At 67.8% G+C, this 12958-nt stretch carries 13 protein-coding genes; 12 read left to right on the top strand and 1 reads right to left on the bottom strand.

Annotation, left to right across the window (positions count from 1 at the left end; genetic code table 11):
- Positions 1 to 113 precede the first annotated feature (113 nt).
- Positions 114 to 1541 carry an alanine:cation symporter family protein gene (locus tag PA01_10770; protein KON82013.1) on the top strand — a complete coding sequence of 476 codons (1428 nt, stop codon included), beginning with the start codon at positions 114 to 116 and terminating at the stop codon, positions 1539 to 1541.
- Between the two features lie 30 nt (positions 1542 to 1571).
- Here PA01_10770 and polA read toward each other — a convergent pair whose 3' ends face one another.
- Positions 1572 to 4295 carry a DNA polymerase I gene (polA, locus tag PA01_10765; GenBank protein ID KON82012.1) on the bottom strand — a complete coding sequence of 908 codons (2724 nt, stop codon included), beginning with the start codon at positions 4293 to 4295 and terminating at the stop codon, positions 1572 to 1574.
- 90 nt (positions 4296 to 4385) lie between these two features.
- On the opposite strand from polA, the gene PA01_10760 reads away from it, so the two are divergent.
- The 11 genes from PA01_10760 to PA01_10710 all read left to right on the top strand — a co-directional run bounded on the left by PA01_10760 (position 4386) and on the right by PA01_10710 (position 12944).
- Positions 4386 to 5111 (top strand): TIGR00730 family Rossman fold protein, encoded by a 726-nt coding sequence (locus PA01_10760; GenBank protein ID KON82011.1) that lies wholly within the window; start codon positions 4386 to 4388, stop codon positions 5109 to 5111.
- Positions 5112 to 5273: 162 nt separating this feature from the next.
- The gene (locus PA01_10755; GenBank protein KON82010.1) at positions 5274 to 5600 is read left to right on the top strand and encodes a DUF2782 domain-containing protein; all 327 of its coding nucleotides are present in this window, start codon (positions 5274 to 5276) and stop codon (positions 5598 to 5600) included.
- A 33-nt stretch (positions 5601 to 5633) separates the two neighbouring features.
- Complete coding sequence (locus PA01_10750) at positions 5634 to 6575, top strand: homoserine kinase (GenBank protein ID KON82009.1); 942 nt, start codon at positions 5634 to 5636, stop codon at positions 6573 to 6575.
- A gap of 3 nt (positions 6576 to 6578) precedes the next feature.
- Positions 6579 to 7403, top strand: a complete 825-nt coding sequence (locus PA01_10745) for a hypothetical protein (GenBank protein KON82448.1) — start codon at positions 6579 to 6581, stop codon at positions 7401 to 7403.
- Between the two features lie 5 nt (positions 7404 to 7408).
- Positions 7409 to 8185: a hypothetical protein gene (locus PA01_10740; GenBank protein ID KON82008.1), complete on the top strand. Its 777-nt coding sequence runs from the start codon at positions 7409 to 7411 to the stop codon at positions 8183 to 8185.
- Positions 8166 to 8849 (top strand): nicotinate-nucleotide adenylyltransferase, encoded by a 684-nt coding sequence (gene nadD, locus PA01_10735; protein ID KON82007.1) that lies wholly within the window; start codon positions 8166 to 8168, stop codon positions 8847 to 8849. Before PA01_10740 ends, nadD begins: the two co-directional genes overlap by 20 nt.
- Positions 8849 to 9220 (top strand): ribosome silencing factor, encoded by a 372-nt coding sequence (gene rsfS, locus PA01_10730; protein ID KON82006.1) that lies wholly within the window; start codon positions 8849 to 8851, stop codon positions 9218 to 9220. Before nadD ends, rsfS begins: the two co-directional genes overlap by 1 nt.
- Before the next feature lie 43 nt (positions 9221 to 9263).
- Complete coding sequence (rlmH, locus tag PA01_10725; GenBank protein ID KON82005.1) at positions 9264 to 9734, top strand: 23S rRNA (pseudouridine(1915)-N(3))-methyltransferase RlmH; 471 nt, start codon at positions 9264 to 9266, stop codon at positions 9732 to 9734.
- Between the two features lie 86 nt (positions 9735 to 9820).
- Positions 9821 to 10441 carry a Maf family nucleotide pyrophosphatase gene (locus PA01_10720; GenBank protein ID KON82004.1) on the top strand — a complete coding sequence of 207 codons (621 nt, stop codon included), beginning with the start codon at positions 9821 to 9823 and terminating at the stop codon, positions 10439 to 10441.
- Between the two features lie 92 nt (positions 10442 to 10533).
- On the top strand, positions 10534 to 11988 hold the full coding sequence (rng, locus tag PA01_10715; GenBank protein KON82003.1) for a ribonuclease G: 1455 nt from the start codon (positions 10534 to 10536) through the stop codon (positions 11986 to 11988).
- Complete coding sequence (locus PA01_10710) at positions 11985 to 12944, top strand: prenyltransferase (protein KON82002.1); 960 nt, start codon at positions 11985 to 11987, stop codon at positions 12942 to 12944. The genes rng and PA01_10710 overlap by 4 nt, the downstream gene beginning before the upstream one ends.
- Positions 12945 to 12958 lie beyond the last annotated feature (14 nt).

Raw genomic sequence — 12958 nt, 5'->3', positions numbered from 1 at the left:
CGCTCGCCGAAAGCGGCGGTTCGGCGATGTTCGCTGCGTGGCAAATTGGCTTGCGCCGCCGTTGCCGTGATAATCGCTTCCACCGGCAGCACAGCGAACGACAAGGAAAAACCATGGACGGCCTGATATCCACGATCAACAGCTACGTCTGGAGCCCGGCGCTCGTGTATCTGTGCCTCGGCGTCGGCCTGTATTTCTCGATCCGCACGCGCTTCATGCAGGTGCGCGGCATCGGCGAGATGGTGCGGCTGATGTTCAGCGGCAAGAGTTCGGACGCCGGCGTGTCGTCATTCCAGGCGCTGACGATCGCGCTGTCGGGACGGGTCGGCACCGGCAACATCGCCGGCGTCGCGACCGCGATCACGTTCGGCGGGCCCGGCGCAGTATTCTGGATGTGGATGGTCGCGTTCCTCGGCGCGTCGACCGCGTATGTCGAATCGACGCTCGCACAGATCTACAAGGAAAAGGACGACAACGGCCAGTACCGCGGCGGCCCAGCGTACTACATCGAGAAGGCGATGGGCCAGCGCTGGTATGCGTGGATCTTCGCCGTCGCGACCGTGATCGCGATGGGCGTGCTGCTGCCCGGCGTGCAGGCGAACAGCATCGCCTCCGGCCTGACCATGGCGTGGGGAATCGAGCCGGCGGTGACAGCGGCGCTGATCGTCATCACGCTCGGCTTCATCATCTTCGGCGGGGTCAAGCGGATCGCGCATTTCGCCGAATTCGTCGTGCCGTTCATGGCGCTGGCGTACGTCCTGGTCGCGCTCGTGATCGTGCTGCTCAACGTCGAGCGCGTGCCGGAGATGTTCCGGCTGATCTTCGCGAGCGCATTCGGACTCGAAGCAGGTTTCGGCGCGGTGCTCGGCCTCGCGGTGCAATGGGGCGTCAAGCGCGGCGTCTATTCGAACGAAGCCGGCCAGGGTTCGGGTGCGCACGCGGCGGCCGCGGCGGAAGTCTCGCACCCGGCGAAGCAGGGCTACGTGCAGGCGTTCTCGGTGTATATCGACACGTGGCTGGTATGCTCGGCGACGGCGTTCATGCTGCTCGCAACGGGGATGTACAACGTCAGGCATCCGGACGGTTCGATGCTCGTCGAGGCGCTGCCGGGCGTCGAAGCGGGCCCGGGCTACACGCAGGCGGCAGTCGAAGCGGTGATGCCCGGCTTCGGCAGCATTTTCGTCGCGCTCGCGCTGACGCTGTTCGCCTTCACGACGATCGTCGGGTACTACTACATCGCCGAGACCAACCTCACCTACATCAATCGCAAGGTGCATCGTCCCGGGCTGGTCTTCGCGCTGCGGCTGCTGATGCTGTGCGCGGTCACTTACGGCGCGGTCAGGACCGCGAGCGCGGCCTGGGACCTCGGCGACATCGGCGTCGGCGTCATGGCGTGGCTCAACATCATCGCGATCCTGATCCTGCAAAAACCCGCGCTCGTCGCGCTGCGCGACTACGAGCGGCAGAAGAAGGAAGGCCTCGACCCGACGTTCGACCCCGAAAAACTCGGCATCCGCAACGCCGACCACTGGAAGAAGTGACGCGGCAAAAGCCGCAGGGACAGGCCGATTTCAGTGCGCCTCGTCCCAGTTCTCGCCGTGGCCGACTTCGACGAGCAGCGGCACCGACAGGTCGGCGACACCGGTCATCACGCCCGGCAGCGTCGCCCTGACCGTTTCGAGTTCGTCGCGCGGCACTTCGAGCACCAGTTCGTCATGCACCTGCAGCACGAGCCGGGAACGCAGCTGCGCGTCGGCCAGCCAGCGCCGGGTCGCGATCATCGCCTTCTTGATCAGGTCGGCGGCCGTGCCCTGCATCGGCGCATTGATCGCAGCGCGCTCGGCAGCCTGGCGGCGCCCGGCCTGGCTCGCGCGGATCTCCGGCAGATAGAGGCGGCGGCCGTACACAGTCTCGACGTAGCCGCGCGCCCGCGCCTCGCTGCGCGTGCGTTCCATGTATGCGGCGACCCCCGGGTAGCGCGCGAAGTAGCGGTCGATGTAGGCCGCGGCCGCGGCGCGTTCGAGACCCAGGTTCTTCGCCAGTCCGTGCGCGCTCATGCCGTAGATCAGGCCGAAGTTGATGACTTTGGCGTAGCGGCGCTGCTCGCTCGTGACTTCGCCCGGCGGCATGCCGAAAATCTCCGCGGCGGTCGCACGGTGCACGTCCTCCCCTTCGGCGAACGACTGCAACAGCCGTGCGTCGTTCGACAGGTGCGCCATGATGCGCAGCTCGATCTGCGAATAGTCCGCCGACACGATGACGTGGTCGCGCGGCGCGATGAACGCGGCGCGGATGCGGCGTCCTTCGGCAGTGCGGATCGGGATGTTCTGCAGGTTCGGTTCCGAGCTCGCGAGCCGGCCGGTGACGGCGACGGCCTGCGCGAAGCTCGTGTGTACGCGCCCGGTCTTCGCATTCACCATGCGCGGCAGCTTGTCGGTGTAAGTGCTCTTCAGCTTCGACAGCCCGCGGTGCTCGAGCAGCAGCTTCGGCAGCGGGTAGTCGTCGGCGAGCTGCTGCAGCACTTCCTCGTCGGTCGACGGCTGGCCGGTCGAAGTCTTCTTGACGACCGGCAGCCCGAGCTTGCCGAATAAAATCTCTCCGAGCTGTTTCGGCGAGCCGAGGTTGAACGGCTGGCCGGCGAGCTCGTGCGCCTCGCGCTCGAGCATCATCAGCCGGCGGCCGAGCTCCTCGCTCTGCTGCGTGAGCAGGAACGCATCGATCAGCACCCCCGTGCGCTCCATGTCGAACAGCACCGCCATCGCCGGCATTTCGATGTCGCGGTACAGCGCGGCGAGCGCAGGCGTCGCCTCGAGCTGCGGCCACAGCGTGCGGTGCAGCCGCAGCGTGATGTCGGCGTCCTCGGCGGCATATTCGGTCGCACGCTCGATCGCGACCTGGTCGAAGCAGATCTGGCCGACGCCTTTGCCGCACACCGCGGTGTAGGGGATCGTGTCGAGGCCGAGGTGGCGCTTCGCGAGCGAATCCATGTCGTGCGGCCGGTCGCTCTCGAGCACGTACGACTCGAGCAGCGTGTCGTGCGCGATGCCGCCGAGCCGCACGCCGTGGTTCGCCAGCACGTGGGCGTCGTACTTGAGGTTCTGGCCGAGCTTCGCGTGCGCGTCGGACTCGAGCCACGGCCGGAGCTTCGCGAGCACTTCGGCGAGCGGCAGCTGCGCCGGCGCCGCCGGGTAGATGTGCGCGAGCGGCAGGTACGCGGCCTCGCCTTCGACGATCGCGAACGACATGCCGACGAGCTTCGCGCCCATCTGGTCGAGGCTCGTCGTCTCGGTGTCGAACGCGACGAGCTCGGCGGCTTCGAGCTTCGCCAGCCAGCGCTCGAACGTCGGCCAGTCGAGGATGCTCTCGTAGCCGGCGCGGTGGGCACCGGGTTCGAAATTGGGGTCGGACTCGATTTTCGCGGTTTGCGAAATCGAGTCCGACCCCAATTTGTCGTCGTCGATCGCCTGCAGCCAGCCGCGGAATTCGAAGCGCTCGTACAGCGCGCGCAGTGCGACCTTGTCATCGTCGCGCGCCGGCAGGTCCTCGAGCTGGATCGGCAGCGCGAGGTCGGTCGCGACGGTCACGAGGCGCTTGCCGAGCGGCAGGAATTCGAGATGCTTCCTGAGGTTCTCGCCGACTTTGCCGCCGACCTTGTCCGCGTTCGCGACGAGGTTGTCGAGCGTGCCGTATTCGGTGAGCCATTTCACCGCCGTCTTCGGGCCGCATTTCTCGACGCCGGGGACGTTGTCGACGGTGTCGCCGACGAGCGCGAGGTAGTCGACGATGAGCGCCGGCGGCACGCCGAACTTGGCGGTAACGCCGGCGTCGTCGAGCACTTCGTCGCTCATCGTGTTGACCCACCGCACGCCGGGGCGCACGAGCTGCGTGAGGTCCTTGTCGCCGGTCGAGATCACGACTTCCCAGCCGCGCTCGAGCGCGCGGCGCGTCAGCGTGCCGATGACGTCGTCCGCCTCGACGCCATCGACGCACAGCAGCGGCCAGCCTTCGGCCTTGACCGCCTCGTGCAGCGGTTCGACCTGGGCGCGCAGGTCGTCCGGCATCGACGGGCGGTGCGCCTTGTATTGCGGATACCAGTCGTCGCGGAAAGTCTTGCCTTTCGCGTCGAACACGCAGGCGCGGAATTCCGCCTTGTAGTCGCTTTCGAGGCGACGTAGCATCGACAGCACACCCCGAATCGCCCCCGTCGGCTCCCCTTTCGACGTCCGCAGGTCCGGCAACGCATGGAATGCGCGGTAGAGATAGCTGGAACCATCGACGAGCAGCAGCACGGGCATTGGAAAAACATCCTTCGGAGAACGGGGTCGATGCAACGGGAATCAAACCGAGACCCGGGCAGATCCCGTGAGACGAGAATCGAGAACAACATGACGGCGAAAGAAAAAATCCCACCCAGCGCGCCGAGCAGCACGGCCCCGCGCTTCAACGCGCGCGAGTCGTGGCGAATCTTCGGAATTATGGCAGAGTTCGTCGAAGCGACCGAACGCCTCAACGCGATCCGCCCGGCAGTGTCGATCTTCGGTAGCGCGCGCACGCCGCCCGACCACATGTACTACATGCTCACCGAGCGCATCAGCCGGCTGCTGTCGGACGCCGGCTTCGCGGTGATCTCGGGCGGCGGCCCGGGCATCATGGAAGCGGCGAACAAGGGCGCGTATTTCGGCAAGAGCCCGTCGATCGGCCTCAACATCCAGCTGCCGCTGGAACAGGCGGCGAATCCGTACCAGGACATCTCGCAGACCTTCCAGCACTTCTTCGCGCGCAAGTTCATGTTCGTGAAGTTCGCGTCGGCCTACGTCGTGATGCCGGGCGGCTTCGGCACGCTCGACGAGCTGATGGAAGCGATGACGCTGATCCAGACGGGAAAAAGCCGCAACATCCCGATCATCCTCGTTCATGAACCGTTCTGGCGAGGGCTGCTCGACTGGTTCCGCGACCGCCTCATTGCCGAACGCATGGTCAACCCGGCGGACCTCGACCTCATCCAGCTGATCGACAAGCCCGAAGACGTCGTCGAGGCGATCTTCAAGCATTACGAAACGCGCGGCTTCCTGCCACTGCCCGACGAGCACGAGCTGATGCTGAACCTGTGACCGTCCGTCCACCGCCCGGGCGAACCGGTGACGAAGGAATCCCGTGCCGGCCCCGGCCCTTGCCCCCGGCATGCCGTGCGAACCCTGCGCGACGCGGGCGCCTTGCGCGACGGGCGTTTCGGCGCGCCTCTGCTAGAATCGGCCTCATCCAAGGAGAGCCCCATGCGCCGCACCCTGATCGTCCTGCTGATGGCCATCGCCGCGCCGGTCGCCGCCCAGCGGCCGCCGCAACTCGAACCGATTCCCGAACCGCCACCGATTCCTCCGGGCATGAGCGACGAATCGCTCGAACCGGAAGTGACGATCAAGAAAAGCGGCGAAGACACGGTGCAGGAATACCGCATCCGCGGCCGCCTCTACATGATCAAGGTGACGCCGCCGCACGGCGTGCCCTACTACCTCGTCGACCACGAAGGCAACGGCGTCATGGCGCGCCAGGACGTCATGCCGACGCTGTCGGTGCCGATGTGGGTCATCAAGTCCTGGTGACGCACGTCCGCTGAACCGGCCGGCGACCCGCCCATGTCCGTCTTCACGCCCGTCTCGACCGAGGAGCTGTCCGCGTGGCTCGGCCGCTACGCGGTCGGCCGGCTGGTCGAGCTGCAGGGCATCTCGGCGGGCGTGCAGAACAGCAACTTCTTCGTCACGACGACGCTCGGCCGCTACGTGCTGACGCTGTTCGAGGCGATCCCGCGCGCCGAGCTGCCGTTCTACCTGCACCTGATGGCGCACCTCGCGCGTCACGGCCTGCCGGTGCCGGCGCCGATCGCCAACCGCGACAACGAATACCTCGGCACGCTCAGCGGCCGGCCCGCCGCGCTCGTCAGGAGACTCTCCGGACATTCCGAGATGACGCCCGGCACCGGCCACTGCGCGCGTGTCGGCGCGATGCTCGCCGGGTTGCACCTGGCCGGCCTGTCGTACGGCCGCAGGCAGGACAACCCGCGCGGCGCAGCCTGGCGCGATGCCGCGGCGGCACGCGTGCGTCCGTTCCTGCCGGACGACGAGCAGGCGCTGCTCGACGCCGAGCTCGCCGTCCAGGCGGGGGTCGCGTACGACCGGCTGCCGCGTGGCGTGATCCACGCGGACCTGTTCCGCGACAACGTGCTGTGGGACGACGACCGGATCGGCGGCGTCATCGATTTCTATTTCGCCGGCCATGACGCGCTGCTGTTCGATGTCGCAGTCACCGTCAATGACTGGTGCACAACGCCAGGCGGCGAACTCGACCCGTCCCGCGCCGAAGCGCTGCTCGCCGCCTACCACGCCGAGCGCCCGTTCGAAGCCGCGGAGCGCGACGCGTGGCCGGCGATGCTGCGCGGCGCGGCGCTGCGGTTCTGGCTGTCGCGCGCCGAAGACTTCCATCTGCCCAAAGCGGGCGAGATGGTGCTCGTCAAGCCGCCGGCCGAATACCGCGACATCCTGCGCCGGCACATTGCCGCACCCCACTGCCTCCCTGTCTGAATGATGACCGATCCGCATCCCGGCGCCGGCGCTTCGCCGCGACGCCATCCGCTACCCCAACCGGGTCACGTCGCACCCGCGCAGACGCTACAGTGGCTCGCCGCCGGCTGGCGCATGTTCACCGCGCGGCCCGGCGTCTGGATGATCCAGACCGTGATCCTGATCGTCGTCCTCAGCGCGCTCGGCTTCGTGCCGTTCCTCGGCTGGGCGGTGGCGCCGCTGGCCTTCCCGGTGCTGGTCGCCGGCATGCTCGCCGGGGCGCAGGCGCTGGACCGCGGCCAGGCGCTGCGCATCGACCATCTCTTCGACGGGCTGCGCCGCCACGCCGGCAACCTGCTGATGATCGGCGCATTCCACCTGTTCGGCGCGCTGCTCGCGGCGCTGATCGCGGCGGCGGTCGGCGGCAGCGCGGCCCTCACCGGCATGCTCGTCGGCGCATTCGCCGGCATGGGACTGGCTGCGGGCGGCATGATGCTGGCGGTCGTCGTGTTCACCGTGCTGTGGGTGCTGCTCGTGATGGCGCTGTGGTTCGCGCCGGCGCTGGTGATGCTGCAGGACGTCTCGCCGCTCGACGCGATGAAGCTGTCGGCGCAGGCGTGCCTGTCGAACCTGCTGACTTTCGTCATCCTCGGCGTCATCCTGTACATCCTGACGTGGGTCGCGATGCTTCCGGCCGGGCTGGGCATGCTGGTCCTCGTCCCGGTGCTCGCCGGCGCGCTCTACGCCGCCTGGCAGGACACGTTCGCCGGGCGCCCCGCGCTGCCGCTGCCCGCCCCCACCTCCGCGCCGGACCACAGCCCGGCGCCGGACACCGACCACGAGTCATAGACCGCATGCAAGTCCGACAACTCCCGCTCGCCCGCGGCTTCGCCTGGCTCGGCGAAGGCCTCGTGATCTGGCGCCGCAACCCGGCGCTGCTGACTTTCGCCTCACTCGGCTACCTGCTGATGCTGGTGCTGCTCAGCGTCGTGCCGCTGATCGGCCAGCCGCTCGCATCGCTGCTGATGCCGGTGTTCTCGCTCGGCGTGCTCAACACCTGCCGCGAGATCGACGAAGGCCGCAAGGCCGGGCCCGACGTGCTGTTCTCCGGCTTCCAGCAGAACCTGCGCGGGCTCGTCACGATCGGCGCGCTGTACCTCGCCGGCAGCCTGCTGGTGCTGTTCCTGACTTCGATCGCCGATGGCGGCACGCTGCTGCAGATCATGACCGGCGGCGAGAAAGTCGATCCCGAAGCGGCGGCCGTCGCGCCCGGCTTCACGTCCGCGCTGCTGATCGCGATCGCGCTGTCGACGCCGGTGATGATGGCCTACTGGTTCGCGCCGATCCTCGCCGGCTGGTGGAACATTCCGCCGCACAAGGCGATGTTCTTCAGCTTCATCGCGTGCCTGCGCAACTGGCGTCCGTTCCTGGCTTATTCGGTCGCGCTGATGATCTTCTGCGTGCTCCTGCCGGGCCTCGTCATCGGCATGCTGGGCCTGATCTCGCCGACGCTCGCGACGCTGTTCTCGGTGCCGCTGCCGGTCTTGCTGATCCCGATCGTGTTCGCGAGCTTCTATGCCAACGCCCGCGACGTTTTCCGCGACGCCCTCGATGAGCGCCGTGAGTCCTGAGCCGCGGCCGCTCGGCATTTTCGGCGGCACCTTCGACCCGATCCATATCGGTCACCTGCGCCTCGCGCAGGAGGCGCACGAAGCGCTGCGGCTCAGCCAGGTCAGCTTCGTTCCGGCCGGCCAGCCGCCGCACCGCGGCGCGCCACGTTCGCGCGCCGCCGACCGGCTCGCGATGGTGCGGCTAGCGACCGCCGGCAATGGGGCGTTCACCGTCGATGACAGCGAAGTGTTTGCGCAAGGCAAGAGCTACACCGCGCTGACGCTCGAGCGCCTGCGCGCGGCGCTCGGCCCGCAGCGCCCGCTGGTGCTGATCCTCGGCGCCGATGCGTTCCAGGGCCTGCCGACGTGGCACCGCTGGCGCGACCTCCTGCAACTCGCGCATGTCGCCGTAGCGAACCGCCCGGGCTATGCGCCGCATCACGATCGCCGATCGGGCGCCCTGTCGCCGGAACTCGACGCCGTGTGCAGCGATCACATGAGCAACGACCCGGGAGCCGTGCGCGAGTCACCCGCCGGCCGGATCGTTCCCTTCGACATGACGCCGCTCGCGATCTCCGCATCGCAAGTGCGCGCCCTGATCCACGCGGGACGCAGTGCCCGCTATCTGTTGCCCGATCCGGTCCTCGACTATATCGCGCGACACCACCTTTATCACGGAAACTGATGGACATACGCAAACTGCAGAAAACCGTCGTCGACGCCCTCGAAGACATCAAGGCCAAGGACATCGAGGTCATCAACACCACCAAGCTCACGTCGCTGTTCGACCGCATCGTCGTCGCCAGCGGTGACTCGAACCGGCAGACACGAGCGCTGTCGCGCAACGTGCAGGACAAAGTCAGGGAAGCCGGCGGCCATGTCGTCAGCGTCGAAGGCGAGGAGACCGGCGAATGGGTGCTGGTCGATCTCGGCGACATCGTCGTGCATATCATGCAGCCGGCCACCCGCGACTTCTACAACCTCGAGGAACTGTGGGCGACGACGCCGAAGCGCTCGCGCGTCGCTGCCGGAACGGCTCACTTGACGGCCGAATGAACCGCGGCATGCGGCGTGACGCCGCGCGCCGGCCCCGTCGGCGATGAAGCTGCTGATCGTCGCCGTCGGCACGCGCATGCCGGCGTGGGTCGAGGCCGGCTTCGGCGAATTCGCACGACGCATGCCGCGCGAATTGCCGCTGCAGCTCGTCGAAGTGAAGGCCGAGCCGCGCACGACCGGCAAGACCGTCGAGGCGATGATGGCCGCCGAAGCGGCGCGCATCGAAGCGGCGCTGCCGGCGCGTTGCCGGCGCGTGATCCTCGACGAGCACGGCGCCGACCTGACGACGATGGCGCTCGCGCGCCGCGTCGAAGCCTGGCAGGCCGGCGGCGAGGACGTCGCGCTGATCATCGGCGGGCCGGACGGACTGTCGCCGCCGCTGAAGGCGACGGCACACGAACGCGTGCGCCTGTCGAGCCTGACGCTTCCGCATGCGCTGGTCCGCCCGCTGCTCGCCGAAGCCTTGTATCGCGCCTGGAGCGTGCTGAAAAACCATCCCTATCACCGCGAATAGCCTGCGCAAACGATTGCCGCGCCGGCAGCGGCACTGCACGCGGTAGAATTTCAGCCCGACTCGACCTCCCCGGCGCCCCGATACCCATGAAGCCCATTCAGCCCCGCATCTATCTGGCATCGCGCAGCCCGCGCCGGCGCGAGCTGCTGCGCCAGATCGGTGTTCAATTCGAGCTGCTCGTGTTCCGCGGCGGCGAGCGCGGCAAGGACGCGGATGTCGATGAAACCCCGCACCCCGGCGAGCCGGTCGAACGTTACGTCGAACGCCTCGCGCTGACGAAAGCCGAAGCCGGGTGTCGGCGCCTGCAGTGGCGTTCACTGCCGCATCACGCGGTGCTGGGCGCCGACACGACGCTCGAACTCGATGACAGGATCATCGGCAAGCCGGCCGATGCCGCCGACGCCGCGGCAATCCTGCACCAGCTGTCGGGACGCACGCACCGCGTACTGACCGCAGTCGCGCTCAGCGACGGCAGTCGCACGCGCAGCCGGACGAGCATCAGCGAAGTGCGTTTTCGTCCCCTCGACGACGCCGAGATCCGCCACTACATCGCCACCGGCGAACCGATGGACAAAGCGGGTGCATATGGCATCCAGGGGCGAGCGGCGCTGTTCATCGAGGAGATTTGCGGCAGCTATACCGGAATCATGGGCCTGCCGCTGTTCGAAACCGCCCAGCTGCTCGAAAGCTTCGGCTATCCTTTGTAACCGCGGCAGCTCACCGGCGGGGCGCGATGGGCAATGCGCAATCGATGATGTCCGCATCATCGATTGCGCATTCCCCATTACCGGTTTCCGCAATGAGCATCGAATTTCTCATCAACTTCACGCCGCAGGAGACGCGCGTCGCGATCGTCGAACAGGGCGTGGTACAGGAACTGCACGTCGAGCGCACCGCGAGCCGCGGCATCGTCGGCAACATCTATCTCGGCCGCGTCGTGCGGGTGCTGCCCGGCATGCAGTCCGCGTTCATCGACATCGGCCTCGAGCGCACCGCCTTCCTCCATGTCGCCGACATCTGGAGCGATCGGCACAACGGCGACGGCGGGCGGCCGATCGAACGCATCCTCGCCGAAGGCCAGAACCTCACGGTGCAGGTGCTGAAGGACCCGATCGGCACCAAAGGCGCGCGCCTGTCGACGCAGATCAGCATCGCCGGGCGGCTGCTCGTGTACCTGCCCCAGGAAAAGCACATCGGCATCTCGCAGCGCATCGAGGACGAATCCGAGCGCGAAGCGCTGCGCGAGCGCCTGACGCGGCTGGTGCCGGCGGACGAAGCGGGCGGCTTCATCGTCCGCACGATGGCCGAATCGGCGTCCGACGACGAACTCGGCGCCGACATCGCGTACCTGCGCAAACTGTGGAGCGAGATCCGCAACAGCGCGACCGGGCGCTTTCCGCCGAGCCTGCTGTACGAAGACCTGGGCCTTGGCCAGCGCGTGCTGCGCGACCTCGTCGACGACGACACTTCGCGCATCCTCGTCGATTCGCGCGAGAACCACCAGAAGCTCGCCGCCTTCGCCGCCGAGTACACCCCCAAAGTGCTGCCGCTGCTCGAGCACTACGGCGGCGAGCGGCCGCTGTTCGACCTGCACAACGTCGAGGACGAGATCCAGAAAGCGCTCGCGCGGCGCGTCAGCCTCAAGTCCGGCGGCTACCTGATCATCGACCAGACCGAAGCGATGACGACCGTCGACGTCAACACCGGCGGCTTCGTCGGCGCGCGCAACTTCGACGACACGATCTTCAAGACCAACCTCGAGGCGGCGCAGACGATCGCCCGCCAGCTGCGCCTGCGCAACCTCGGCGGCATCATCATCATCGATTTCATCGACATGGAAAACGTCGAGCATCGCGACATGGTGCTCGACGAGTTCAAGAAGGCGCTCGCGCGCGACCATACCAAGATGACGGTCAACGGCTTCACCGCGCTCGGCCTCGTCGAAATGACGAGGAAGCGCACGCGCGAATCGCTCGCCCATCTGTTGTGCGAACCCTGCCCGACGTGCGACGGCCGCGGCGAAGTCAAGACCGCGCGCACGGTGTGCTACGAAATCCTGCGCGAGCTGCTGCGCGAGGCACGCCAGTTCAACGCGCGCGAGTTCCGCGTGCTCGCCGCGCCGAACGTCATCGACCTCTTCCTCGACGAGGAATCCCAGTCGCTCGCGATGCTGTCGGACTTCATCGGCAAGAAGATCTCGCTGCATCCGGAAGCGAGCTATTCGCAGGAACAGTTCGACATCGTGCTGCTGTGAGTCGCGCAGCGCCTCCGGCCGCCGAGCCGACACCGCCACGCTATGCGAACGCGCCGCGGCGTTACTTCGCGGCGACGCGCCCGGCTTTCCTCAGCGTCACGCTCGCCGGCTGCCTGATCGGGCTCGCTGCGGCCCATGCCGACAGCGTTGCGCTGGACGGGCTGCGCGCAGGGCTCACGGTGCTGTTCGCGCTGCTCGCCCACGCCGGCGCGAACGTGCTCAACGATTACCACGACGCGGTCAGCGGCACCGACGCCGCGAACTCGGAGCGCATCTATCCGTTCACCGGCGGCAGCCGCTTCATCCAGAACGGCGTGCTAACGCGGCGCGAGACGGCGGCGTTCGGCTACGCGCTGTTCGCGCTGGTGATCCCGGCCGGGCTGTGGCTCGCGCTCGGCGCCGGAGGCGGCCTCGTCGCGCTCGGGTTCGCCGGCCTCGTGCTCGGCTGGGCGTATTCGGCGCCGCCGCTGCAGCTCGCGAGCCGCGGAGCGGGCGAATTCGCTGTCGCGGCGTGCTGGCTGCTCGTCGTGGTCGGCGCCGATTTCGTCCAGCGCGGCGCGTTCGCGTGGACGCCGGTCGCGGCGGGCGTGTCGTTCGCGCTGCTCGTCGCGAACCTCCTCTACATCAACCAGTTCCCGGACCGCGCCGCGGACGCCGCGGCCGGCAAGCGCACCCTCGTCGTGCGCCTCGGCGCCGACACCGCGAAATGGGGCTATTTCGGCATCGCGCTGGTCGCCTACGGCTGGCTCGTGCTGCAGATCGGACGCGACAACCTGCCCCAGGCGTGCGCCGCCGCGGCGCTGACGCTGGTCCTCTCATTTCATGCCGCGCGGCAGCTGCGCGAGCACGCCGGCGAACCGGCGGAACTCGCGCCGGCGATCAGGCTGACGATCGCCGCGACGAACCTGCATGGCCTGGTGCTCGCCGCAACGCTCGCGTTCGGCTCGCGCGGCTGATCGGGCACAACTCC

The organism is Azoarcus sp. PA01 (assembly GCA_001274695.2).
In the GTDB taxonomy this organism is placed as follows: Bacteria; Pseudomonadota; Gammaproteobacteria; order Burkholderiales; family Rhodocyclaceae; genus Aromatoleum.
Note: the sequence above shows the minus strand (reverse complement) of the source record. Positions and strands in the feature narration are given on the sequence as shown.